Source organism: Pseudoalteromonas sp. H71, from assembly GCF_001468485.1.
Taxonomy (GTDB): Bacteria; Pseudomonadota; Gammaproteobacteria; order Enterobacterales; family Alteromonadaceae; genus Pseudoalteromonas.
In genome coordinates this window covers 22,564-47,462 of the sequence record NZ_LODI01000015.1, presented here as the reverse complement: position 1 = coordinate 47,462, position 24,899 = coordinate 22,564, and the positions used below count along the sequence as shown (strand labels likewise).

The 24,899-nt window shown below is 40.6% G+C and carries 21 protein-coding genes and 1 pseudogene; 7 read left to right on the top strand and 15 right to left on the bottom strand.

Annotated elements, in window-relative coordinates; all coding sequences use genetic code 11:
• Positions 1-1,098 carry a YeiH family protein gene (locus ATS71_RS09220; RefSeq protein WP_058404569.1) on the bottom strand — a complete coding sequence of 366 codons (1,098 nt, stop codon included), beginning with the start codon at positions 1,096-1,098 and terminating at the stop codon, positions 1-3.
• A gap of 137 nt (positions 1,099-1,235) precedes the next feature.
• Here ATS71_RS09220 and ATS71_RS09215 point away from each other — a divergent pair.
• Positions 1,236-2,113: pseudogene (locus ATS71_RS09215) on the top strand (LysR family transcriptional regulator).
• A 121-nt stretch (positions 2,114-2,234) separates the two neighbouring features.
• On the opposite strand, the gene ATS71_RS09210 reads toward ATS71_RS09215, so the two are convergent.
• Together ATS71_RS09210 and ATS71_RS09200 are read right to left on the bottom strand one after the other, a co-directional pair.
• A complete protein-coding gene (locus ATS71_RS09210) occupies positions 2,235-2,672 on the bottom strand; it encodes a hypothetical protein (protein ID WP_235591451.1) in 438 nt (145 codons plus the stop codon).
• A gap of 459 nt (positions 2,673-3,131) precedes the next feature.
• Positions 3,132-3,593, bottom strand: a complete 462-nt coding sequence (locus ATS71_RS09200; protein ID WP_058404566.1) for a thioredoxin family protein — start codon at positions 3,591-3,593, stop codon at positions 3,132-3,134.
• A 670-nt stretch (positions 3,594-4,263) separates the two neighbouring features.
• Here ATS71_RS09200 and ATS71_RS09195 point away from each other — a divergent pair.
• On the top strand, positions 4,264-4,749 hold the full coding sequence (locus ATS71_RS09195; protein WP_058404565.1) for a hypothetical protein: 486 nt from the start codon (positions 4,264-4,266) through the stop codon (positions 4,747-4,749).
• Positions 4,750-4,769: 20 nt separating this feature from the next.
• On the opposite strand, the gene ATS71_RS09190 is transcribed toward ATS71_RS09195, so the two are convergent.
• Positions 4,770-5,975 carry an anhydro-N-acetylmuramic acid kinase gene (locus ATS71_RS09190; protein WP_058404564.1) on the bottom strand — a complete coding sequence of 402 codons (1,206 nt, stop codon included), beginning with the start codon at positions 5,973-5,975 and terminating at the stop codon, positions 4,770-4,772.
• A gap of 147 nt (positions 5,976-6,122) precedes the next feature.
• Between ATS71_RS09190 and ATS71_RS09185 the strand changes: the two genes are divergently transcribed.
• The 3 genes from ATS71_RS09185 (at position 6,123) to ATS71_RS09175 (ending at position 8,484) form a co-directional block, all read left to right on the top strand.
• On the top strand, positions 6,123-6,611 hold the full coding sequence (locus ATS71_RS09185) for a GNAT family N-acetyltransferase (RefSeq protein ID WP_058404563.1): 489 nt from the start codon (positions 6,123-6,125) through the stop codon (positions 6,609-6,611).
• A 178-nt stretch (positions 6,612-6,789) separates the two neighbouring features.
• Positions 6,790-7,818, top strand: a complete 1,029-nt coding sequence (locus ATS71_RS09180) for an NADP-dependent oxidoreductase (protein WP_058404562.1) — start codon at positions 6,790-6,792, stop codon at positions 7,816-7,818.
• A 48-nt stretch (positions 7,819-7,866) separates the two neighbouring features.
• On the top strand, positions 7,867-8,484 hold the full coding sequence (locus tag ATS71_RS09175) for a glutathione S-transferase family protein (RefSeq protein WP_058404561.1): 618 nt from the start codon (positions 7,867-7,869) through the stop codon (positions 8,482-8,484).
• A gap of 64 nt (positions 8,485-8,548) precedes the next feature.
• Here the strand turns inward: ATS71_RS09175 and ATS71_RS09170 are convergent, their stop codons facing one another.
• The 4 genes from ATS71_RS09170 to ATS71_RS09155 all read right to left on the bottom strand — a co-directional run bounded on the left by ATS71_RS09170 (position 8,549) and on the right by ATS71_RS09155 (position 12,536).
• On the bottom strand, positions 8,549-8,857 hold the full coding sequence (locus ATS71_RS09170; protein WP_058404560.1) for a YkgJ family cysteine cluster protein: 309 nt from the start codon (positions 8,855-8,857) through the stop codon (positions 8,549-8,551).
• A gap of 140 nt (positions 8,858-8,997) precedes the next feature.
• A complete protein-coding gene (locus ATS71_RS09165) occupies positions 8,998-9,405 on the bottom strand; it encodes a phosphate ABC transporter substrate-binding protein (RefSeq protein WP_058404559.1) in 408 nt (135 codons plus the stop codon).
• A gap of 12 nt (positions 9,406-9,417) precedes the next feature.
• Entirely contained in the window at positions 9,418-10,491 is a 1,074-nt protein-coding gene (locus ATS71_RS09160; RefSeq protein ID WP_058404558.1) for a porin, read from the bottom strand.
• A gap of 116 nt (positions 10,492-10,607) precedes the next feature.
• A complete protein-coding gene (locus tag ATS71_RS09155) occupies positions 10,608-12,536 on the bottom strand; it encodes a RecQ family ATP-dependent DNA helicase (RefSeq protein WP_058404557.1) in 1,929 nt (642 codons plus the stop codon).
• Positions 12,537-12,771: 235 nt separating this feature from the next.
• Between ATS71_RS09155 and ATS71_RS09150 the strand changes: the two genes are divergently transcribed.
• Together ATS71_RS09150 and ATS71_RS09145 are read left to right on the top strand one after the other, a co-directional pair.
• Positions 12,772-14,076 (top strand): NAD(P)/FAD-dependent oxidoreductase, encoded by a 1,305-nt coding sequence (locus tag ATS71_RS09150; RefSeq protein ID WP_058404556.1) that lies wholly within the window; start codon positions 12,772-12,774, stop codon positions 14,074-14,076.
• A 110-nt stretch (positions 14,077-14,186) separates the two neighbouring features.
• Positions 14,187-15,686 carry a phospholipase effector Tle1 domain-containing protein gene (locus tag ATS71_RS09145; protein WP_058404555.1) on the top strand — a complete coding sequence of 500 codons (1,500 nt, stop codon included), beginning with the start codon at positions 14,187-14,189 and terminating at the stop codon, positions 15,684-15,686.
• Positions 15,687-15,806: 120 nt separating this feature from the next.
• Here ATS71_RS09145 and nagP read toward each other — a convergent pair whose 3' ends face one another.
• From nagP to ATS71_RS18965, 7 genes are all read right to left on the bottom strand, one after another.
• The gene (gene nagP, locus ATS71_RS09140; RefSeq protein WP_058404554.1) at positions 15,807-17,102 is read right to left on the bottom strand and encodes an N-acetylglucosamine MFS transporter NagP; all 1,296 of its coding nucleotides are present in this window, start codon (positions 17,100-17,102) and stop codon (positions 15,807-15,809) included.
• Positions 17,103-17,137: 35 nt separating this feature from the next.
• Positions 17,138-18,265, bottom strand: coding sequence for an N-acetylglucosamine-6-phosphate deacetylase (gene nagA / locus ATS71_RS09135; protein WP_058404553.1), 1,128 nt, complete (start codon positions 18,263-18,265; stop codon positions 17,138-17,140).
• Complete coding sequence (gene nagB-II / locus ATS71_RS09130; RefSeq protein ID WP_058404552.1) at positions 18,266-19,264, bottom strand: glucosamine-6-phosphate deaminase NagB-II; 999 nt, start codon at positions 19,262-19,264, stop codon at positions 18,266-18,268.
• Positions 19,264-20,172 carry an N-acetylglucosamine kinase gene (gene nagK / locus ATS71_RS09125; protein WP_058404551.1) on the bottom strand — a complete coding sequence of 303 codons (909 nt, stop codon included), beginning with the start codon at positions 20,170-20,172 and terminating at the stop codon, positions 19,264-19,266. The genes nagB-II and nagK overlap by 1 nt, the downstream gene beginning before the upstream one ends.
• Before the next feature lie 161 nt (positions 20,173-20,333).
• Positions 20,334-23,003 (bottom strand): family 20 glycosylhydrolase, encoded by a 2,670-nt coding sequence (locus ATS71_RS09120; RefSeq protein WP_058404550.1) that lies wholly within the window; start codon positions 23,001-23,003, stop codon positions 20,334-20,336.
• A gap of 20 nt (positions 23,004-23,023) precedes the next feature.
• Positions 23,024-24,061: a cupin-like domain-containing protein gene (locus ATS71_RS09115; RefSeq protein ID WP_058404549.1), complete on the bottom strand. Its 1,038-nt coding sequence runs from the start codon at positions 24,059-24,061 to the stop codon at positions 23,024-23,026.
• Positions 24,062-24,146: 85 nt separating this feature from the next.
• A partial coding sequence (locus ATS71_RS18965) for a TonB-dependent receptor domain-containing protein (protein ID WP_235591450.1) occupies positions 24,147-24,899 on the bottom strand: 753 nt, incomplete at its 5' end.

Genomic DNA, 24,899 nt, shown 5'->3' with positions numbered 1-24,899 from the left:
TTAATGATTAAAAACCCCAAAAAGTTGCGCTATGCCTATATTAATGGCGTAGCCACCCAAGGTTAAAAATAAAAACAAACAGCCCGCTAACAACAGGGGCTGTATGCCTGCTTGGCGAATAGCCCCCATCTGCGTCCGAAGCCCTAGCGCCACCATGGCAATGGTAAGTAATATATTGTCAAACCATATAATAGCGTTTGTAGTATCTTGCGGAATAATCGATAACGAATGCACGCCACTTGCTACTATAAATAACACCGCAAACCAAGGAATCGTAATTCCCGAAATTTGCTTACCATAATGGCCATTATTGTTAACCTTGACGTGCTTTTTACTTTGCCAAAACGATAAGCCCACTAAAAATGGTGCAAGCATCATTACGCGTAGCATTTTTTCAATCACGGCGGTGTCGGCTGCACTGGCACTTACGGCTGTGCCCGCTGCAACCACTTGCGCGACCTCATGAATGGTTGAACCAACAAAAATACCGTACGCATGTTCACTCAACCCCATAAACTCAAACAGTATTGGGTAGGCAAACATACTTAACGTGCCAAACACCACCACCGTTGCCACCGCTACTGATACTTTATGCGCCTGCGCTTTTATAACCGGCTCAGTTGCCATTACCGCTGCGGCGCCACAAATAGAACTACCCGCACCTATTAGTATGGTTGTTTGTTCATCAAGCTTAAAAACACGCTTACCTAGCTGCACTGCCAAAATAAATGTACCTAACAGCATAACCACATCGGTTAATAGGCCATGCCAACCAACGCCCGCTACTTGCGAAAAAGTAACTCTAAACCCAAATAAAATAATGCCTGCTTTGAGTAATATACTTTTAGCGTAATCAACACCTACATCGGTACGCGTAGCTATGCGCGAAAACACACTGTTGCCCACAATAATGCCAAGCACAATACCAATAGTGAGTGAGCTAAATTGCGCACTTTGCATTATGGGTAAGTTACTTAATGCAACAGATGCCCCCGCTAAAATAACCACCAGCAGTATACCTAACCACCAGCGCGTATCGCCGTATTGCTTAGTATTAATACCCAAAGGCTGAAACCCATTTTTAATAGCGCTAAGCATCCTATTTCCTCAATTAAACCATGTTGATGTGTTGACTTAATTGTAAGAAACCTCAAAATATAACTCCAATACATTAAAATCATCATTTGATAACTTTAAGTTATATAATTTAGAGTTATGCAATTTAAGGTTATACAATGAACTTACATGCACTTAGGGTGTTTTATACGGTGGCTAAGCTCGGTAGCTTTTCAGGCGCAGCCGAGGCACTTTTTATAAGCCAGCCCGCTGTTTCTAAAGCGCTAAAAGAGCTAGAGCATCAGTTAAATATTCAACTTATTGAACGTGCATCTAAAGGTAAAAAGCTCACCTTAAGCGAAGGCGGCCAAGCCTTGTATGATCACGCCCGCAGTATTTTTGCTATCGAAAAAGCCGCCCTTGACGATATTAAATCACGCACTGGGCTTAAGCGCGGCACGCTCGTTATTGGCACCAGCACCACTATTGCCAGTTATTGGCTCCCGCCTTATTTAGCTAAGTTTTGCGCGCAATACCCACACATAAAAGTAGAAGTGCAAGTGGCTAATACTGCGCAAATTGAGCACGCATTGCTAGAGTGCACTATCGATTTAGCACTGGTTGAGGGCACCCCGACCGAATCACATATCATAAGTAAGCACTGGCAAAACGATTTAATGAGTGTAGTAATACCGAGCAACTTTAAGCCCACTAAAAACTTAAAAACGTGGTTAAACAAGCAGTTTTGGCTACTGCGCGAGCCGGGCTCTGGCACTCTAGAAATGTCGGTTAAGTTATTAGCAGAGCATGGCGTACAAGCTGAGCAAAGTATGCAATTAGGCAGCAACGAAGCCATAGCAAGGGCTGTTGCTCAAGGTATGGGGGTCGCTTTATTGCCAAATGTAGTCACAGAAGATTTAGTGCAGCTAGGCAAATTAACACGCCTGAGCCAAAAAATAACGAGCAACTCTCTCGGCCGCTATACCAACTGCATTATAAAGACAGACCCTCTTCGCATGCTGCGCAAGCATTCGAAAAAAACCTGTTTAGTGAATAGTACTCACAATGTGAGAATTAAGGCACCATTAGCAAATTGAGATAAAGTTCAATATGTTAAGTCGAAATTTGAGCTCTTTAGTTTTTCTCGTGCCTGTTAGCTGAGCTAAAACTCTCTTGCGTTAGGTAGCACACCTTTCATGCTTAACTATTAAATTAAAATAGTTTTTAAACATATGTTCGGAACTAATATCCCTAAAATCCACATCAAAATAGTAGCCGTCTTCTAGAATTTCTAAACTCTCTAAGTCATTACAAATTAGTTCAAGAATCAAGTGTTTATATTTTGGGGTTATACTTTCGATTTCATTCAAAGTGAGCCCTTCAGCATCAAAGTTTAAAACAACTCTTAAACTGGTACCTGAATAACCATGCCTTACAAAACTAATTCGGCTATCAATGGATGAAAAAAAAGTGCTGAAGTGATTTTTATCTTCCTCGTATTCCCATTGGGAAGCATCTCCCCAAATTAAAATAAAAATAGCACCAAAAATAGCTGCAGCTACATATAGTTTGTTGGCATTAACCAAGAACCACAATTGAATTTTTTCAGAGCTCATTAACTTCATAAGTCACTTCACTTTTAAATAAAAGACTAAAATGAGTCGGATAAAATAAGCAATTAATGAACAAAGCTAATGCCTTGCTTATTTACATATTTGGTTAATATAACCAAACTCAAGAAAAGTACCTTGATGCCACACCAATAACTATAAGTAAAATAATTAATGTAACCCAATACCTTTTTGAACCATCTAAATTCTCACCACATACAGGGCACGTTGATGATTTTATTGGCGTACTATCAATATTTATTGTTTTAACTACTGGTGAGGTAATCCCTGATTTACACTTTTTACACTTCATAAATATCCCTATTAATTTTAAATAAAATTACTGGTTGATGTTCGCATAACGTTTAACAAACCGACGCTAAATATCTGCCTATGATTAGCAACAAATCAAAAAAGCCAAGCTTCATAGCCACTAACTGAATGGCTATAACATAAAGGTAGACCTTACAAGCCCTGCGTTAAATCTTCTGCTAATGTTCCGGTTGGCTTTTCAATTACCCGAACTAACTCTTTACCATCGTCTTTTACTATAAACGTAGGCGTGTACTGCAAGTCGTGCGCCTCGGCTATTCCGGCATCATCGCGTTTGTTGTAACCCACTGCCACGTAGTCAATACTTGCAAGCTCTACCTTAGATTCATCAATTAACTTAATCAGCTTTGGCACTTCGCGATGGCTGTCGTGGCACCAAGTACCAAATAATACAACTAGCTCCTTACCTTCTAGCTTTTGCATTAAGGCAATATCTTGTTCGGTTGGCGTAAATGCGTTGTATTGTTCGTTAAATTTATCGTAGTCGCTTAATAGTGCTTGTGTACTTATCTCGCCCGAAAATGGCGCAACATCATCCGCACATGCTGCAAGTGGTACGCTTAACGCACACAATAAAATTAATTTTTTTAACATAAAGTTACTTTATAAAGAAGAGTTTAAACAACTATACCCAATGTTTAGTATTGAGTGAATAAAGAGTTCATATCGTAAAATTTTATTTCCAATAAACTTGTCTAAAATTTAAAGAAAATATTCACTCTGCCGAAACAGTAAAAAAACATAAGTCGATCTTAAACTAGGGTCTGTTGATCTTTGTAGATTAAATTTTGTTCAAACTAGGGGCTATTTAATAGCGGCTCGAGGTTTGTAACCTAGTGTGCTTGATATCGGCTCCTAATTTATTTTACTGGTTTACATGCATGTAATAATAAATAAAAACCGAGTAAACTTCCGCGTCCTGCTCACGCCCCCACCTAAACCCATGAAGGCAAATAAGCGTAAATAGCCCCTACGAGCCCCATTGGACAGCGCCTGTTTCGCAATAAAGCGACGTTATCGCCAATTTATGGAGAATAAACTAAATTGGCTTTGCCTTACCTAAATACCAAACAAACTGGTGTAAATTCAATCTTGAAAACTCAACAGACCTTAATAGTTAACTGAAGCTCTGGTTAGTTAAGATCGCTTTTGATCAAACTACTCAATAATTATACGATTTCGTACAATAGTCATAATTCTGTAATGTTGATGGTGGATAATTTCTACTCGATAAACTGATACTGTTGTAAGAAGACGAAGTAAAATGACCACACCTCTAGTGCAATTAACATTTGCACTGCAATCACTTGATGACCCGATGTCTGCGGCAATGAGCCACACCATGGAATACGAAAACCTTTCGGTACAAGCTAATGCGCTTCATGCAATCACGCTGCAATGCGATTTACCCGATGCGGTACATGAAGGCGATGTTATTTCGCTTAGCGCAACACATCCAAGTGCCCGTGGTGCTCAGTACTTTACTGAAAACATTATTACGCAAGCTGATTTAGAGCGTGGTTACGTTAACCTTACTTTAAACAAAATCACCCACAGCCAATGTTTTGTAATGCAGCTAATGTTGCATGGAAAATACGCCACCTTAAAAAATAGCCTTCAGTTTGATATGAATATTAACGCCTTTGAGGGAGGCTATAACGCGCCACTCATCAATATCGAGCAATCAAAACCACAAGGGTTGCGCCGATATTTTGCAGGGGTAGGCTCAACCTTTTTATCGTTATTTTAAAACGGTTTGATCGAGAAAGCTTAATCGGGAAAGCTTATTTTCCCCATCGTTACTCCCGCAATACCTTGTGAACAGCCTTTAAAATGTTGTTTTTCACCTGCTAGGCATTCGTTTGCTAAAATGGCAAACAACACGGCTTCTTTTGCATCGGGATCGATTCCCAAAACTTGAGTATTTTTAAATGCCTTAACCTCTGGGCAAAGAGTTAAAAGCTGTTCCATTAATAACGGGTTATGTATTCCGCCGCCACTGGCATATACCACACAATTTCCCTTGTTTTTAGCGCACTCTTTTATTGCAGCACTTATTACATTAGCACTAAATGCATTGAGTGTTGCCATTACATCTTGATGAGTTAAATCCTGTGTATTGGAGAGTGCTTGAGCCGCTTTTAAATACGCTAAATTAAATACTTCTGGCCCAGTTGTTTTAGGCATACTTAAATTAAAAAAGTCATCAGTGCATAACGCATTTAGCAAAGGTGTATTCACCCTACCTGCTTTTGCTATTTTTGCACCGTCGTCAAAATGCATCCCCTCAAAATACTTTTGTACGTAGGCATCCATTATTGTATTACCCGGGCCAATATCGGAGCTAAATACCGCGCTAGCATCACCGCACTTGGGTAAAAATGTTAAGTTAGCAATACCCCCCATATTAAGCAAAATACGGTTTTCAACAAGGCTTGAAAAAAACAAGTAATCACCATAAACCGCAAGCGGTGCGCCTTCGCCCCCTGCGGCTATGTGCTTTTGCCTAAAATCACCAATGGTTGTAATACCGGTAGTAACGGCTATTTGGTCGCTATCGCCAATTTGTAATGTGCCATTAGTAAAGCTTTTATGATTATGTTGCGACTGTGGGCAGTGGTAAATGGTTTGCCCGTGACTGGCTATAACATCAATGCTTGCCGGATTTACCTGCCAAATATGTAAGCACTGATTAACCATGTCGCCGTGGAGTTTACCCACCCACGGGTGTAATAAGGTTACAAGTTCTAAATCGCACTCTCGTTTTGCAAATACCTGCTTTATTTTGCTTTTATACTCGTTGTTATAGTCAACGGTAGTGAAATTTAGTATTTCAATATGCGTGTTTAAGCCTGCACCGCTTACCTTACATAAAGCGACATCGAGCCCATCTAACGAGGTACCACTCATTAAACCTATAATTAAACGGCTTGGCTTTTGGGCACTATTATAAAGGGCGGCTATGTGTGGATGCATAAAAGTATCTTAAACAGGTATCATATTTTGCTTATATTAGAGTACTTTAAAACAAAGTTATAGGCGTAAACGGTTAATCTTTGTGATTGTGCAATCTCTAATTGCTTGCTAACTTGACCTGTATGCAACAGACACTTAATTAAAACAATGATCACCCTAAGAGATTTTCAACCGCACGATGCCCCGCATATTATTAAAACCTTAAACGATGGGCTGGTGACACGCTTTTTATCGTCTAAAATTCCATTTCCATACACTCAAGCTGATGCGGATTGGTGGATAAACCAAGGCTCAAAAAATGGTATAATTAAAGCCATAGTTGTTAATGGGCAATTTGCAGGTTGTATAGGTATCACCCCAGGAGAATTTGAATACAACCGCAGTGGCGAAATAGGCTATTGGCTTAATAGTCACTTTTGGAGGCAAGGAATAATAACACTCGCTATTACACAAATTTGCGATGAAGCCTTTAAAAACTCAAATCTAAACCGTATTTTTGGTGCTGTATTTGCTGGCAATATTGGCTCTATAAAGGCACTGACTAAATGTGGTTTTGAAGCCGAGGCCACTCTCAAACACGCCATTTATAAAGACGGCGTTTTTTATAATAGTCATATATTTAGCAAGCTAAAATAAATTGTTTAGAATAAATACTCTGCAAAGCTTGAATTAGCAGCCCCCCGCCCAAAACTCCTGCTATAAGGTACAAATTTGTACATACATAGACTACTTAGCGCGCATTATTGTTTATGCCAATTAGGTTATTAAACGCATACACATTCGTTAAGTGGGTTCATATTCAAAAGGAGATTTTATGTCTGCAACTAGTCGTCAACTTACTTTAGCATCACGCCCACATGGCGCCCCGAACGATGAAAATTTTGAACTTAAAACAGTAAACCTACCAGCGCTTAAAGATGGCGAAGTGCTGCTGCGCACTATTTACCTTTCACTTGACCCATACATGCGTGGCCGTATGAACGATGCAAAGTCGTATGCTGATCCGGTAAACGTGGGCGATGTAATGGTTGGCGCTACAGTGTGCCAAGTAGAAGAGTCTAAAAACGATAAATTTAGTGAAGGCGAATGGGTGCTTGCCTACACTGGTTGGCAAGACTACGCCATTACCAATGGCGAGGGCTTAATGCAATTAGGCAAAGAACCTGCAAATCCGTCTTATGCGCTTGGCATTATGGGTATGCCTGGCTTTACGGCTTACATGGGCTTACTTGACATTGGTGCGCCTAAAGAAGGCGAAACGGTAGTCGTCGCCGCCGCAACAGGGCCAGTGGGCGCAACCGTTGGTCAAATAGCTAAAATTAAAGGCTGTAAAGTAGTTGGCGTTGCTGGTGGCAGCAAAAAATGTGCCCATGCTGTTGAAAAACTAGGGTTTGATGCCTGTATTGATCACAAAGCCGATGACTTTGCAGAGCAACTAGAAAAAGCCTGTGATAACGGCATAGATGTTTATTACGAAAATGTGGGCGGTAAAGTATTCGACGCCGTATTACCCCTACTTAATACCGCAGCACGTGTACCATTGTGTGGTTTAGTATCGCAGTATAACGCAACAAGCTTACCTGAGGGGCCAGATCGCTTAGGTATGCTTATGGGGCAATTGCTTACTAAACGTATTAAAATGCAAGGCTTTATAATTTTTGACGACTACGGCCACCGCTACGACGAATTTGCACAAGACATGCAAAAATGGCTACAAGATGGCAAAGTACAATACCGCGAGCACATGGTAGAAGGTATTGAAAACACTGTAAGCGCATTTAACGACATGCTTAGTGGTAAAAACTTTGGCAAAACCGTGGTTAAAATTAACGAGCCTCTTTAAATTTTACTAAGCGTTACTGCTTATGCAGTAACGCCAACAAGGACTGACATGATAAAACTACACCATTTAAATAAATCGCGTTCTAAACGTATTATTTGGCTTTTAGAAGAGCTAGATGTTGATTACGAAATTGTTGCCTACCAGCGCAATACAGAAACTTTTTTAGCGCCTGACGAACTAAAAAAAGTGCACCAATTAGGTAAGTCGCCTGTTATCGAAGACAATGGTTTGATTGTTACTGAATCCGGCGCCATCACCGATTACTTAATTACTAAATACGGTAATGGTAAATTTGCGCCAAAAGCAGGTACTGCTGAATACGTTGATTATCAGCAATGGCTTCACTTTGCAGAAAGCTCTGCAATTTTACCACTACTACTTAAAATGTTTGTACTTAAAGATGGCGCTAAAACACAGTTTTTAGAAGGATACGCTGATGCCGAAACCGTTAAAGTTATTAGCTACTTTAACGACCGTCTAGAAGGTAAACGTTATTTAGTTGGCGACACTCTAACCGGTGCCGATTTTATTATGTCGTTTATTGTTGAAATTGTTAAAAACTCTGGTCAGCTAGGCCACTTTAAAAATCTCGTAAAATACGACGAGCAATTACAAAGTCACGAAAAGTTTCATACATCACAAGAGCTTGAAGCAAAGTACGACTAATACATTGCAATTACAAAACACAGATAGACTTAAGGGGCAATGAGCCCCTTTTTTATAGTGCAAACTATATTCCCGCTAACTCACGTTCGGTAATACACTCACCCGATGCCATTTCAAACTCGCGGCATACCAAAGGGCGGTTCTCGTAAATAGAGCACATTAGCGTGTTACGATCGAGTGCTTCGCACCAGCCATCATCAGCGCGTTTCATTACTCCACTGCCCCATTTGTCGTATTCAATAAAATTAAAAGGGACACCGGTGTCGGTTACTATACGCACTTCTAATTGACAGCAACACGCTTGGCAATTGGCACATGTAATAGGCTCTGGCGTAGATGCAATTGTTTTACTTGGAATAACGGTATGTGGCATGGTGGCTTAAATAAAAGAAACACATAAGATAGGATACACGAGCACGCTAAACGCGCTAGTTAATTTTAATGATGAACAAATACAGTAAAATAAAGCGTGCTGCTATTTAGCACGCTTTATTGTTTGGTTTTAGTGTTAAATTAAAAGGTTAATACTACTTTAACATCATCAGACACGGTAGATGCCGAAACAAACCCAATCGTATTTGGGTTAGCTGCAACCATTTTGATCACCTCAGCGTCATTTTCTAGCTCTTTTGGTGGTGTACCTTTTCCCGTAAAAATAAGCTTTGACCAATAAGCTCTTAACTGTGAGGCGCTTTTATTAAGCAACTTACTATTAAACTGCTCGGTAGTCGGGTTTTTTGAATCTTGTGAAATTGGAATGATCGTATTGCCATTACTAAACGACTTTTCTTTTCCTGTATAGATTCGACTAATAACGGATTCATCAAAGCTACTCTCGTTTGACGGATGTACAATAATAGCAAAATCAGCAAAGGCAACGTTGCTAAACAAAAACAGTACACATAACATTAATTTTTTCATTTTTAATTCCTCTTAAAATACAACATCAACACCAAGCGTGATTGCCTTACTATCACCCGCTACCGCTAAATCGAATGAATCATCTTTGACTCTATCGTACTGCATTTTGAGTGCCGCTGAAGGATGAAAATCCCAACGAACCCCCACCGCAAAGGTATTATGGCTTTCAGTATCACCTTCACCTTCTTGCTCAAAATCTGAAAACATCACATAAGGTGTAATTGCATCAAACCGGTATCCCGCACTGATCATATAGGTGTCTAGGTTTCCATCCAGGTCTAAACGGTTAAGTTCACTTAGTACAAAAAAATCGCCAAAATCAAAATTGGCTGCTAAACCATAAAATTTACCATCACGGCTATCTTTTCCATCCCATAAAACAGGCTCACCAGAACGAAAACGTTTATTAGTGTATTGCATGTGCGTTACTCTCACTTCAAGCCAATCATGGCTTAACGAAAGTACCCCACCTAGCATATCTTCCCAAATTTCTCGGGTAGGCTCTTGAAAGAAAAAGTCTGATAGCAATTTGTTGTCGTCATCATCTTCTTTACCAGCATATACATTAGCCGACACTCCCCACTCTCCAATCGAGCCAGAATAAAGAAGGTTTACGCCCTCATAGTTAAATACTTGCCATGTATAATTGTCGGCAGGTGCCCGCATCCATACATATGCGTAACCTACGTCAAAAAAGTCTGAGTAATAAAAAAGAGGCAAACGTTTTTTACCCGCTTGAACCGTCCAATTATCGTTAATTTCATACGAAATATATGCCCACTCAAAATTAGCATCAAAATCGTTTACACCTCGGGCAACAATTTGACCTGTGACAGATAAGCCTTCACCAAGGTCCCCCGACACTTGTATGCCAATTAACGACTCAGGCGAGAAAGATAAATCTTCTGTATAGCCACTCACATTAGGGTAGTCAGCCAAAAAAGTTGGCTCAACACCGTATTGCGGCACACCACTTCCACTTAGTACTTTACCAGCGTTAATACTTGCAAAGCCTGAAATGTTAATTTCAGCGTAACTAGTCCCTGAAATAAACACTCCTAACAGCATCAATTTTTGCAGTTTCATCGTTCACCTCATTTTTATATGACCTTCATAGTCATGTTGAGTATAGTTAAACGCTGAAAAAACAAACAAAAATTTAACATTTTTATAATTATGCGAGTTTGGTCATCATTTCAATACTATCTTGCAAGCAGTGTTGCTTTAATTTCGCTATAGCGCTGCTGCTCGCACAGTGCAAAGCCACCTAGTTGACGCACTTTATTTCGGGCAAACAACGGGACACTCATGCCGGCTAAAAAGCGGCACTGCGTTTCAATACCTACACTGTGAATACCTTTTGTTGCCATATGCGCTAAAAACTCATCCACTTTTTGATAAACAACATCATCGGCAATGTGAGCAGGTTCTATTGAATACTCAAGCTTTACAGCATTACCACGGCATACACTACAATGCCCGCATTGCGCTGGCGCATTTTGATCGTCAAAATAGCGCGCTAAGTTATAACTCAAGCACGTTTGCAGTTCAAAAAAGCGCACTAACGCAGCAATTCGTTTAATCTCAGCCTGTTCTTTGTCAACAAAGTAATGGTGCAGTTGCGCGGCAAGCTCTGGGTTATTTATAACCTCACCATGCACCTTATATACTTGGGTAATACGTTTAGTTTCAAGAGTAATAAGGTTTTTTTCGGCTAGATAGTCAAGTGCAGCCACTACGCGTTTACGGTCAACCTGCGCGGCTTGGGTAAGGGTGTCAAAATTAAGCGTGCCCCATATTTTTTTAAAATCGGTGTGGCTAAATATTTGCGATAAAAAGGCTTGGCGTTGCTCGTCAAACTGGCTAAGCAATTCGTTTTTATCAACCAAAAACTTGTATTTAAAATCGGCGTAATAGGCGTACTGCGGCGTTATTGCACCTTGCATTTCTAGTTGTACCAGCAAAGTCTTAAGCGCTAGCTGCCTAATATTACTCTCGCTCGAAAGGCTGTACTCTTGCATTTCCCATTGCTGTTGGCTTTGGCGAATATCGTTAATAACGTGCTCAATACCACTAAGCTCGGGGGTGTCGCCGTACACAAAATTCTCTACTGTGTTTAGACCATCTAAATTAGCCAATGTATAACAATTTGAAGGGTTGCCATCACGCCCTGCACGGCCAATTTCTTGGCTGTAGTTTTCTATAGATTTAGGTAAATCGTAATGAATAACAAAGCGAATATCTGATTTATCAACTCCCATGCCAAAGGCTATTGTTGCCACAACAACGTTAATTTTGCCCGCCATGAAATCGTCTTGAATTTGCCCGCGAAGCGTATCTTCAAGCCCTGCATGATACGCCACCGCTTGCAAACCCTGCGCGCTTAATATATTGGCAACTTGCTCTGCACTTTGTTGTAGTGTGACATACACAATACCGGGGCCAGTTTGCGCACGCACTATGTTAGTAAGTTCGGTGTTTTTATCAGCTGTTTTTACACTTAGCACACTTAAATCGAGGTTTGCGCGGTAAAAGCCGGTTTGTACAATACACTCAGGCGATATATTAAAACGCTCAGCCATGTCACGCTTTACTTTTTTAGTGGCTGTGGCGGTTAGCAATAATACCAGTGGAATATTTAGCTCATCACGGTAGCGCGGTAGTTTTAAGTAATCGGGTCTAAAGTTATGGCCCCATTCAGAGATACAGTGCGCTTCGTCTACCACCAACATAGAAAGCGCAACTTGGCTTATAAACTCTCTAAAGCGCTCGTTTTTAAAGCGCTCAACCGAGACCATTAATACTTTTACTTTACCACTGCGCACGTCGTTCATTACCGTGCTGCTTTGCATTTGATCTTGGCTTGAGTCAAGGCTTGCAGCATAAATGCCTTTACTATTTAAAAAGCTTATTTGATCTTTCATCAATGCAAGTAAAGGCGATACCACTAAGGTTAAATGAGGTAAATGTAAAGCCGTTAGCTGATAACATAACGACTTACCCGACCCTGTGGGAAATATAGCCAATGACGACTGCCCATTTAAAAGTTGCTCTATGGTTTGCTGTTGCCCAGTTCTAAATTGTGAAAAGCCAAAATGCTGCTCAAGTGATTGTAATAACGGCGTATTCATAAAAATTTCCTTTTAGGCGATGTAAACACAGGGCTAAAACAAAAAGCGCAGCCAAGATGAAGTATTTGCAAGTTAGTATACAGTAAATAACATGATTTAATGCTGACATCTCCTTTAATTAGGCGCACACTATAGTCCCATAAACGTGTGCTTTGCCAAAATAGTTTTTGATACCCAAGTCATTTTAAAATAATTAAACAGATCGCTTGGGTATATTATTTTTAAGGTCATAGTCATGAATATAACCAAACCTAAAATCGTCGTTATTGGCGGTGGCGCAGGTGGATTAGAGCTTGCAACTCAGTTAGGGCATAAACTAGGGAAGAAAAAACACGCCGAAATACTACTCATTGATAAAAACCGCACCCATATATGGAAGCCGCTATTGCACGAGGTTGCAACAGGCTCTATTGACCCCGATTTAGATGGCGTAGTTTACTCTGCCCATGCCGCAAAACATCATTATAACTTTCAACTTGGTACCTTTTGTAATCTCGACCAAAGTAATAAAACCATCACTCTCGCCCCTCTTTTTGACGAACTTGGACACACTATTTTACCCAAGCGCACTGTACGTTACGATCATCTTATTATTGCTATTGGCAGTGTAAGTAACGACTTTAATACACCTGGCATAAAAGAGCACTGCTACTTTTTAGACTCAAATCAACAAGCGGAACGTTTTCAGCATTCATTGCTCGATAGCTTTACTCGCCTACACCAAGACGATAACCAGCAACAGTCTCTTGATATTGCAATTGTTGGCGGAGGAGCTACCGGTGTTGAGCTATCAGCGGAGCTGTATCATGTATCTGAGCTGTTAAAGCTATATGGACTTACAAATATGTCGTCTAAGCGTTTGCACATTCATTTAATTGAAGCAGGGCCACGTATTTTGCCCGCATTAACAGAGCGAATTGCCGTAAGCGCCAAACGTGAGCTACTCAAATTGGGTGTAAACGTACGCGAGCAAACACAAGTGAAGGAAGCCACGGAACAAGGCTTTATAACCAAAGGCGATGAACACATTAATGCCGATATTATGGTGTGGGCTGCAGGCGTAAAAGCGCCAGACTTTATTAAAGACTTAGGCGTTTTTGAGCTTACCCGTAACAACCAAATTCAAGTTAATGAGTTTTTACAAAGCACCGTCGATGAGAGTATATTTGTACTGGGCGACTGCTGCGCTTTTACTCAAGAAGACGGAAAGCTCGTTCCACCGCGCGCGCAATCGGCGCATCAAATGGCGCTATGTGTTGAAAAAAACCTCATTGCCACTTTAAAACAACAACCTTTGTGTAGCTTTAAATATAGCGATCATGGCTCGTTAGTTAACTTATCGCGCTACAGCACGGTAGGTAATTTAATGGGTAACTTAACCAGCAACACCTTTTTTATAGAAGGGCGCATAGCCCGCTTTATGTATATATCGCTTTATCGCATGCACCAACGCGCCATTCATGGCAGCGCAAAAACCTTTGCGTTATGGATAAGCGAAAAAGTCCTGCGTGTAGTGCGCCCTAAAATGAAATTACATTAATAAAAAGCTTAAGGCGGTAATAAACACGTTTAATAAATATTTATTACCGCTGTCTTTGATTTTTCACAATTCCCATATAAATTTATACAAACTACTGAGGGAAATAGGCAATGACGGGCAAAACGCTAATTTTTAATTTTGATGGTACCGGGGGCGAGCCTCGCGACGCAGAGCAATTTAACTCAGACCATTTTAAAGAAGACACTAGTATTTCTAACATCCTCAAGCTGCATTTATTATTAGGTGGCAAACTTGATGACTTCCCCACCACTCCATTTACAAACCAGCTTAGTTTTTATTATCAGGGCATTGGCACTAAAGGTAGCCGCTTAAAGCGCATTTTAAATCAAACTTTAGCACCGCGCGGTGACGATGTTGCTAGCATTTTGAATCAAGCAATTAACGACTTTAAAGCACATTACCAACTAGGCGACACTGTGCTGCTTACTGGTTTTAGCCGAGGTGCAGCCCTAGCTAGACGCTTTGCAAAATGTTTAGAAAGCCTTATCAGCGAGCATGTTTATTTATGTGTGTTTGATACCGTTGCCTCTATTGGGCTTTCTAAAGTAAGTAAAGCGACACGCGGCGCAGAGCATGTTATTTTTGAAAACCACACAATTGCACACAATATAACCGCGGCGCTGCATTGTGTTGCGCTTGATGAAAAACGCCGTGCGTTTGAGCCCACGCTAATGAACCATCAAAATAACATTACTGAACTGTGGTTTGCAGGCGCCCATTCAGATATAGGGGGTGGTTATTACCGCGACGGATTAGCCGATATTTGCTTACGTTATGCACTTGAGTGGTTAATTGAGCAACCGTTAGCTATTTCATTGTTAACAAGTCACGAGATAAATTACGAAACACTCCTACCAACGAGTAATTTAATTGCACAAGACGATGTTACTGTGATCCCAGATCCACTTGCACTTAGCCACCAACAAAACTACTTTTGGTTTAATTCGCTCTTTAAACTGGTAGATAGAGAATGCATTGTACTGGTTGATAATGAGGTAAGCACTATAGAGCCCCTTATACACCACAGTGTGGCTACAAGAATTAATAAGCTCACCAGCTACCGTCCTGAGTCACTTAAAAAGCTAACATACAAAATTAGCTACAGTGACGACTCTACATTAAGTTTTACCGGCTTAAGTGCGCACATTACGCTTGCCAACCAAAATATGAGCGTATTAAGTATTGGCCAAAGCCAAGATGTGGTGGTATTTGCGAGTGAGTTTTATAACAGTACGGGTTTGATGCTTGAGCAAGGTGCAACCTATCGCTTTACCCCATACCCTGAGCAATATTGGTTTGACGACGGCATAAAGTGTACACCCAAAGGGTGGCATCGTGATAACGTGCAACTTGGCGTAAAAGAAATACCTATGGCATTACTGGAGCCTTTTAGGCGCAAGCCAAATGCTGATTGGTTTGCTTTAATTGGCGCCATTGATAAAAGTGACAGAGCCTTATTTGAAATAGCGCAAGGAGCAGATATAACCATGACTAAATCGGGCGAGTTTTGCCCTTTCGCTAACGATTTAAGCCGTTTTTATGGGGCAAATGCTGGCAGGATAAAACTAAAAGTAACGCGCTTAAGTTAACGTGTAATAGTTAACTTGAACTGTGGGTAATAAATCTATCCCTCGCCAAAGCTCAGGTTCGTTAATCATCAGTGCACTTTATATTGCAAAGTGCACTGGAGTTAGTGTAGCTGGTGGACGTTATTGCTTTTTCATTTTATGGCCTTTTACGGCGTAAAATAATATAAATAAGTAACAAGGTAACAATACAGAGTAGCCAGTTTGTAGCGAGGTAAAGCCGCTCAATAAACCCCATAACACCGGACCAAATGCACCGCCTGCTATACCCATTACTAACAGTGCAGAGCCTGTGCTTGTTAGTTTTCCAAGCCCCGACAACGCAAGTGGAAATACCGCGGGCCAAACAATGGCGTTTGCTAAGCCTAAAAAAGCTATAAGTAGTAATACATCGGGTAAGTTAGCGCCACCTAATGGTATTAACAATGCGTTGGCAATAATAAACGACTGCGCATCAATTAATAAAATGCACAAGGTAATAGCAATACCTAATACGGCTGATAGTGTGAGGGCTGTTTGTTGAGTTATAAATTTGGGAATAAGCAAAATACCCAAAATATAGCCAAACACCATAAAGATCATGGTGTAGGAAGTCATCACACTATAATTAGCAACGCCAAGAGAAAGCGCAAAAGTGCCAATGGTATCGCCAGCAATAACTTCTACTGCAACATATAAAAAAATGGCAATCGCCCCAAAAACTAAGTTAGGGTGAGATAAAGTTTCGCGTATTTCACTGTTGCTACTTGTTTGCTCAGCATCGTCAGTAATAAGTTCGGGTAATGGTGATTTTTTAACGGCAAACGCTAATAGTCCAATAAATAGTGCCATACCTAAATAAGGAAGAATAAGACCATTTGCCATATCATCAACTTGTTGCTGGCTAAGCTCAGTGCCTACTGTATCTGTAAAATTACTTAAAATTAACGCGGTAAACACTAAAGGAGAAATAACCCCCGCCCCTTTATTGAGTATGCCCATAATACTAATGCGAACCGCTGCAGACTCTTCTGGCCCAAGCCTTACAACATAAGGATTAACGGCAGTTTGAAGCAATGTTTGTCCTGCGCCCATCACTAGCTGTGCTAGCAAAAATAAAGGAAAAACTTGCGACATCGCAGCAGGAATAAATAACAAGCCGGCAATCATCATTAACCCCATGCCCATCGCCATACCGTTTTTGTAACCAACTTTTTTAATTAACACTGCCGATGGCAATGCTGTAAAAGTCACCGCTATATAAAACGAAAATAAAATTAACGATCCCTGAAATGGCGTTAACTTTAATATTTGGCTTAAATAAGGCATTAGTGAGCCATTTAGCCACGTTGCAAACCCCAGTATAAAAAATAATACTGCCACAATAGCCATGGGCAGCATGCTACTGCTTTTAGGTGTATCCATAACATTTGTTGTCATGTTATTTTTCCTTTATTTATATTTATTATCGTTTTTTAAAAAAGCTGTTCACCACCAATCCACGTGCTTATAACCTGTTGGTGTGTATCGAGTTGAACAAAATTAGCAGGGCTGCCAACAATTAACCTTCCATGTGTTGTGGGTAAGTTAATATACTGTGCTGGGTATAAAGATGCCATTTTTAGTGCTTCTGATAGTGGCAACTGTAAATGCTCTACGCTATTTTTTACAGCCGTTGCCATATCAAGTACTGAGCCTGCAAGCTCCCCCGTTGTTGAGGTTAACTTGCCTTGGTTAAGTGTTACTGTTCGATCGAAAAAAGCAAATTCAGTTTCGTTTGTACCTACCGGTGGCATTGCATCGGTCACTAAAAACACACGCCCTTTAGGTTTAGCTTTCAGTGCTACTTGGCATGCAGCATAATCAACATGATGACCATCAACTATTAAGCCACAATAGGTATTATCATTTAGCAAAGCACACCCCACAACGCCTGGCTCACGCCCTTGCAAAGGCGACATGGCGTTGTATAAATGTGTAAATCCTGTAGCGCCAGCATCAACGGCTCGTTGTGCCTGCTCAAAACACGCATTTGTATGGCCCAAGCAAACATGTATGCCTAACTCACGCATTTGAGTAATATCACTAGGTAGTACATTTTCAGGGGCTAATGTAACCACCACTTTGCCTATATCTTTGCGCGATAAAACTTGCCACTCATCATCTGAAATCGGACGAATAAATTCTTCGCTATGTGCCCCTTTTTTAGCTATAGATAAATGCGGTCCTTCAAAGTGAATGCCCAAAATGCCAGGTGTGTGTTTAACAATCGCATCGGCTATTACATCAGCCGCTTGGCGCATAACTTCAACTGTATCGGTAATTAAAGTAGGCAGCATGGCTGTTGTGCCATACTTAGCGTGAGCCATAAGCATTCGTTTAACCTCTGATGCACTGCGTGCTCGGTTAAACAATACACCTCCACCACCATTTACCTGTAAATCTATAAACCCAGGGGTAACTAAGCCTGATAAGGTTTCATCTACATTATTAGTATTATCATCAATAGCGGTAATAACACCCGCGTCAATTGTAAGCACTTTTTCTTTTAAAAACTGATCACCATCAAACAGCGTAGCAACAAAAATACGTTGAACTGACATTTATAATGTCCTTGTTACTTTTTTAAGCCCTTTGGGCTCGTCGGGGTTAAAGCCTCGCTTAACTGCCACTTTGGCAATATCTAAATAAAAACGCTGCAACACTAAAAACGGCGCTAAACGTGGGTGCACTGCAATTCCATTTTGAGTAAGGTTGATAATGTGAGCGCCGCGCTGGGTTACGTCTGCTATTTGCTGCTGGTGAGAGTATGCGGTTTCATCTTCTACCGCGCAGTTTAAAATCACCAAACCTTGTTCAACTAACGTAACGGGGCCGTGTAAAAATTCTGCACTACTAAATGCCTCTGCATGAATAGCACACACTTCTTTAAGTTTTAATGCCATTTCTTTAGAGACTGAAAACCCTAAACCGCGTGCTAATACAACCATGTTTTTAACAGGCAAAAATGCGTCTGGCTGAAGTTGTATTGGTGAGTCAATGATTGCATCTAATGCTTCAGGTAACTGCTTTAACCCTTGTAATAATTCATTATTTTGAGTCCAATTAGCAACTAAATGCACTAAAGCTGACAGCGTAGATAAATAACTTTTAGTCGCCGCAACCGATATTTCATCTCCCGCTTTAAGCCCAATAAAGTCATCAACAATGTCTTTTAACGGTGACGCCTCGTCATTTACCAGTGCAATACAGTAAGCGCCAGCTTCTTTTGCCATTTTAGCTTGGGCAATAATATCTGGGCTTCGTCCTGATTGAGAAATAACAATCACCAATGCACTATCAAGTTTCAGTGTTTTACCGTACACACTGGCAACCGACGGCGCCGCTGAACTAACAGGGATACCGGCTTCAATTTCTATTAAATATTTACCAAATACTCCAGCATGATCTGACGAACCACGGCCGATGATCATCACCATTTTAGGCGCAATATCACGTAGTTTTTGGCCAATTTTTTCTACTAGAGGCTGATTAGCAAGAATTTGCTGTTTAATGACTTCGGGCGTTTGCGCCGCTTCTTTTTCCATTAATGTGTGATACATCATAACTCCTGACTGCTGTAGTTAACTTGCTGTTGTTTCGCGTAAAGTACTGATCCCATTTCGGGTGATGATAAAGGCGCAGATAAAACACCTTGAATATCTATGTCTAGCCAAGGCGTCATAACCGAAGACAATCCACCTATAAAAGATAATCTTGGTGATTTTTTGGCTAATAATTGACGAGCAATGTCACTCAAATAGGCACCGCTTTCTTTTAAAATACTAATAGCAATATCGTCGTTTGCCGCAGCTGACTGAAATACACACCCGGCTAATTGAGCAAAAAATGCAGCCGGTTTATTTGCAATAATTTCGACTAACTCCATGGCATCATTGACCGATAAATACTTTAAAATACATTCAGTCAGCGTGTTATTAGGCATTAGCTTATCTAAGCTCAACAACACGTTTTGGCATGCTGTAAAACCAATCCATGCACCACTTCCTTTATCGCCATGCGGAAAGCCATGTCCGCCAATCATAAAAGACTGTCCTTTAACATATGAAAAACCACACGAACCCGTACCAGCAATTATCACTGCACCATCATCACCTTGATGTGCACCCATACAAGCAATAAGTAAATCGGTAGTTAAATACATTGTTTTGAAGGGGCTTTTCCAATGCATCATTTGTTTATGTAGGCTTGGTAAGTTAACACCCGCCAACCCCACACCCGCCACTAAGTAAGATAAAGGGGTTTCACTTAAACCTGCATCATTAAGAGCCAATTGAGCTGACTGCTCTATAGAATTAATGGCCTGTGTAAATCCATGTAAAGGGTTTCCTGGCCCAGCAATACCCGTTCCTAAAATTTCATTCGCGCTGTTAACGATAATTGCTTTACATTTAGTGCCGCCCCCATCGATCCCAACAAAGAGTTCATTATTAATTGTATTGGTGATCATTTTTGCCTCTTTACTTGTTCGACCGTGTTGCATAACACTCAAAATAAAACACGCTGCCAGAGCGGATGAATCTTATACTAACACAAATGACAGCGTTGTCATTATTTAATTTATATTCAAATTATGTTTCTACACCCCTTATAATTTAAGGGGTGTGTATGCTACGGCTGTGTTACTTTTAATGTACGACTAACACGACCAGATACTGGCAATTTGGTACGCACCCACACATCTTGAGTTACTTTTACCGGCGCATTATACGTCTGCCATTGTCCTCCGGCTTGCATATATTCTATTAGCAAACCGGGGTAAGCAACGTTAGCGTACAACATGCCGTTTTCAATTTTGGCTCCTGCGTTAGCAATGCGAAAGTGCACATTTGCCCTCTCTAACTTATTAAACTCTTTAAGCCCTAAACTAGCGGCAAACGTTAACCATTGTTGGTCTCGCTGCTGCTTCAGTGAAGACGTAAAACGCTGCGTATTTCGGCTATAAACAAAGCCATCATGATCGTAAGGCACCGCCCATTGCGCTTTGTGCCATGCGCGTTGTGCTAACGATAATAAACGAGGAAAAAGCTTATACTCAGCCATATTATTGGTACGGGTATTTTCGCTCCATAACTGACCTTGAATACCAATAAATTGCTTACCTTTTTCAAGCGGTGCAAACTCAACTTCACCTGCATCATTTTTTATAACCGTGTCGTTTGCGGTGTAAGGCCTATCTTCTCTGTCTAACCAAAATTCGGCGTGTACGGGTAAATTATCAGGCATAAATTGAAATACTTTTTCTGTATTAATATGCCTTGAAGCCCAGTAATAACCGTGCTCTTGAGGATCGGCTTCATAAGGAAAATCAAAATATAAAACATCTGGTGATGACACCACTACCTGCCAATTACGATTAGCAAATTGGTGTGCGCGCTGGTGGCCATTCCGCATCAGTAAATCCCAACTATTACCTTGCACAATGTTAGGCATATTATTTGGGTTAGTATGCGATAGGCCATCACTCCATGCAGCTGTTTCAATATTCATGTCAGCTAACATGTTCGACACACGCTCTATAAAGTAGCTACCTAATTGCTCAGCTTTGGTAAACGGCAAATTATTTTGTTTAATAAACTCAGTACACGCTGGAGACGATACCCATGCACCCGCTGTTTCATCTGCACCTATGTGATAACGCGTTAGCGGGTGCTGCGCTTCATTATGAATTATTTTAACTTGCTCCATAACTTCGCGTATAAACGCATACGATGAATCTAAACATACATTGATGGTGTTATCGTTGTAATGCTGTACCGAAGAATACACGGTGGTATCGAGCGGATCATAAAGTAAAAACTGTTCAGCTTTTTGTTTATCACCCTGTTTTATGTACTTATTATAACGAGCTTGCATAGCCTTAATAGCCGCTCGCGAATGACCTGGCATATCTAATGAAGGAATAACTTGAATATGTCGCGCACTCGCAAATTTAAGGATTTCTTGGTAATCATCCACTGAATAAAAACCATTAACCGGGCTAGAAGTATCTATACCAGCACCAAGTTGTGGCATTAAACACTCCTGCTCTGAGAGGTCAAAACAGCGTTTTGAAGCAACATCAGTAAGCTCTTCAAGAGAAGGGATTTCTAAACGCCAACCTTCGTCATCGGCTAAATGTAAGTGTAATTTATTAAGCTTATATGCAGCCATTTGATCAAGTAACTTTAATATAAATTCTTTGTCTTGAAAGTTACGGGCCACGTCCACCAACACGCCTCTAAATTCATAATGAGGAGCATCGTTCACCTGACCTATTGGCAATGTTGTATTGTTTACTTGGTATAAACTCGCCAAGCTCTGCAAGGCATAAAACACACCAGATTCATCAGTGGCGCTTATATTTATTTCACTGGCATTAATTGCTAATGTATAACTACCTTGTGAGCCATCTTTTGTCGGTGTTAAATTAAGATTTACCGCAACACCAGATTCACTTGTCGTTAAACCCAATAATTTAAGTCGCTCAATGGCCGCAGTTACCCCTTTTTCATTTACATCATTGAGGTTAAAGCGTAAGCCTTGGCTAATATCTAGCTCTTGTGTTTGACTAAATGTAGCCTGAGTTGGAGTAGGAATGATGTGCTGTGCTACTTGTTTATTTTCATCTGTTAAATAAGGTGAAAAATCATACTTTGTGTTCCGCTCAAACAAACGTTCTGCTGTCAGCCATTGTGTTTCATCGTTTTTAGTACGCTTAAATTGTCGCTCGTAATCACTATAAGGTACAACATGAGGTAATAGCTCTAAACCTGTCTCAGGGTCAACAGTGGGCTTAGTGCTTGTAATTACCTTGGCGTACTCATTATGGTTAACCAAAATATAATTTGGGATTGCATCACTTTGCGATAACGACCAAAAATTAGCATAAAACGTAATAGTTTTGGTTTCGCCTGCTTTAAACCCCGTAAACGCCTCTTTTAACTCAATTACATGAAGGTCACCATTAACATGAGTAATAGTAAACTCATCACTGAGAGCCTGTTGAATAGGCGTAATTTGACTAAAGTAAATTTTCCACCCATCCACATTAACGGCACCACTTGCCTTAATGTGTAGCTTTGCTTCAAAGCAATTACCGTTTTCAATGGTTTTATCGCAGTATTTTGACGGTCTATTATCGACTTGTTCGTACTGTATTTGTAGCATATTAGCGAGTGACTCTATTGCGCTATTACTCGCTTGAACCAGTTCAACATTATGTTTGTGTGTTTTTGTGTCCTGACACGCTGTTAAGCTCAATGCTATACAGCCTGCTATCAGTAATGATTTGAGTGTCATTGCCTGTATCCTTTAATCTATTAACTGAGCTGCTTGATAAGCCACTGCTTAACTTGCGCTCGTTGTTGACTTGTAAGCGGGTTTAAAATTCCTTTAAGCTGTTCAGGAATATGCTGATTTTGCGCCTCTTCAAAGTCAAAAATATGGTAGTTAAAAAAAGCCTGCCACGCTTTTTTTTGAGCTGTGGGTAAATCTCTAATGGCCATAATTGATAACAATAATGCATCCATTGGCACGGGTTCGCTGCTCTTTGCAATAGACCCGCCCGACCAATAATTCATCATCATATTTATAGGACTTAATGCCTCTACATGATGCCACCACAAGGTAGGAATATATAATGCATCCCCCGGTTGTAGCTGAGCGACAAGTGCCTCATTGAGTGCTTGCTTAAACTTGGGGAATTTTTCAAAATCGGGATTATTTAAATCCACCATTGAAACTGGCGCACCCGCTGGCGTATGCTCAATAGAGCCTACATACAAATTTGTTATTTGATGCGGTGCAAATAAAGTAACCTTGCGCTCACCAGCAATTACGCAGGCAATATTTTCTGCATCATCATAATGAGCCACCACCGTTGACTGATTACCCAGCCAAAATCGCGGCTGTGGTTTATCTGCAAATAATGCCATAGTGTGAGTTGTTGCAAGGTCATTAAAATAATCAACAACTGGGGCACTTTGAATAGCAACAGCACCAGCGTTATTACCCACCTTTATTAACTCTGCATTTTGTAATAACACCTGCATAAATTGCATAAAAGGTGCAACTTTGCGGGTAAAGTTAAATCCATCACGCGCTTTGTTATAAAAAAACTGAGGTGATTCACTTCGCGGTATTTCAGCCATTCGAACACTGCCACCCACATAATGCTCGCTTAACATGTTAAGCCAAGCATGAGGGTTCTCGCCTGTGCAGCTAGTTACTTGCTTTACTAACGGCCAATCACTTATCAATCCTTTTAAAATAGCGGGCTCGGCTAGTGGTGCTATGTCGTTTTTAAACATAGCTGGAGTTACATTATGCCAAGTTGCGACCTGTTTTAAAGCACGCATAATTAAAGACCATAATCTGTATCAAGGTAATTAATAACCAAAAGCCGAGCTAAACTCGGCTTTTGAAATGCTTATTCATATTAACTTAAAAGTTAACACGAATACCTGCCACATAACGGCGTCCATTAGAGTAAATAGACATAATGCGTTCTTCATTCGTGTTGTACTCAACAATTTCTTCATCTGTTAAGTTAACCGCTTCTAAAGTAAGCGTTACGTATTCATTTACATTATAAGAGGCGCTTGCATCCCACTGGCCAAAGGCGTCATTGAAAAGCTCATCACCATTAAAGTGAAGACCTTTATACCAGTCGCTTCGGTAGTTATACATAATGCGCGCTTGGTAATCGTCGTTTTCGTAATATGCCATTAAGTTAAGCATATTTTTCGATGTCCCTTCGACTAAGCCACTTCCAACCTGATTTGTATCGCGCTGCTCATCAGTACTTGCATCTGTGTATGTATAGTTCGCTGATACACCAAAACCACCAAAATCATGTTGTAGTCCCAGCTCAATACCTTGAATTGTGCCACCTAGCCCATTACCCGGCTGTGCAAAATCAACAGGAACAAATACTTCGTTTTCTTGATCATAACGATCTTCTGTTACGGTAACGGTAGAGCGCAATGAGCTTAAGTCTTTAGCAAAGTAAGCAATCGATAGCATTGATGCCTCGTTGTAATACCATTCCCATGACAAATCAAACTGATTTGAAATAGTGGGTGCTAAGTTTGGATTACCACGGCTACCTGTGCCACGACCGCCGGTTAATGAACCGAAGGTTTCTGACGTTGAAATATCGGCCCAATTTTGACGAGCCATAACACGTGCAGCACC

Coding starts and splice junctions, on each gene's coding strand:
- ATS71_RS09115 (WP_058404549.1), bottom strand. CDS start 24,061: ATGCGTGCTTTAAAACAGGTCGCAACTTGGCATAATGTAACTCCAGCT.
- nagP (WP_058404554.1), bottom strand. CDS start 17,102: ATGACAACAAATGTTATGGATACACCTAAAAGCAGTAGCATGCTGCCC.
- ATS71_RS09145 (WP_058404555.1), top strand. CDS start 14,187: ATGACGGGCAAAACGCTAATTTTTAATTTTGATGGTACCGGGGGCGAG.
- ATS71_RS09220 (WP_058404569.1), bottom strand. CDS start 1,098: ATGCTTAGCGCTATTAAAAATGGGTTTCAGCCTTTGGGTATTAATACT.
- ATS71_RS09150 (WP_058404556.1), top strand. CDS start 12,772: ATGAATATAACCAAACCTAAAATCGTCGTTATTGGCGGTGGCGCAGGT.
- ATS71_RS09210 (WP_235591451.1), bottom strand. CDS start 2,672: ATGAGCTCTGAAAAAATTCAATTGTGGTTCTTGGTTAATGCCAACAAA.
- ATS71_RS09180 (WP_058404562.1), top strand. CDS start 6,790: ATGTCTGCAACTAGTCGTCAACTTACTTTAGCATCACGCCCACATGGC.
- nagA (WP_058404553.1), bottom strand. CDS start 18,265: ATGTCAGTTCAACGTATTTTTGTTGCTACGCTGTTTGATGGTGATCAG.
- nagB-II (WP_058404552.1), bottom strand. CDS start 19,264: ATGTATCACACATTAATGGAAAAAGAAGCGGCGCAAACGCCCGAAGTC.
- ATS71_RS09155 (WP_058404557.1), bottom strand. CDS start 12,536: ATGAATACGCCGTTATTACAATCACTTGAGCAGCATTTTGGCTTTTCA.
- ATS71_RS09160 (WP_058404558.1), bottom strand. CDS start 10,491: ATGAAACTGCAAAAATTGATGCTGTTAGGAGTGTTTATTTCAGGGACT.
- ATS71_RS09185 (WP_058404563.1), top strand. CDS start 6,123: ATGATCACCCTAAGAGATTTTCAACCGCACGATGCCCCGCATATTATT.
- ATS71_RS09120 (WP_058404550.1), bottom strand. CDS start 23,003: ATGACACTCAAATCATTACTGATAGCAGGCTGTATAGCATTGAGCTTA.
- ATS71_RS09165 (WP_058404559.1), bottom strand. CDS start 9,405: ATGAAAAAATTAATGTTATGTGTACTGTTTTTGTTTAGCAACGTTGCC.
- ATS71_RS09190 (WP_058404564.1), bottom strand. CDS start 5,975: ATGCATCCACACATAGCCGCCCTTTATAATAGTGCCCAAAAGCCAAGC.
- nagK (WP_058404551.1), bottom strand. CDS start 20,172: ATGATCACCAATACAATTAATAATGAACTCTTTGTTGGGATCGATGGG.
- ATS71_RS09175 (WP_058404561.1), top strand. CDS start 7,867: ATGATAAAACTACACCATTTAAATAAATCGCGTTCTAAACGTATTATT.
- ATS71_RS09170 (WP_058404560.1), bottom strand. CDS start 8,857: ATGCCACATACCGTTATTCCAAGTAAAACAATTGCATCTACGCCAGAG.
- ATS71_RS09200 (WP_058404566.1), bottom strand. CDS start 3,593: ATGTTAAAAAAATTAATTTTATTGTGTGCGTTAAGCGTACCACTTGCA.
- ATS71_RS09195 (WP_058404565.1), top strand. CDS start 4,264: ATGACCACACCTCTAGTGCAATTAACATTTGCACTGCAATCACTTGAT.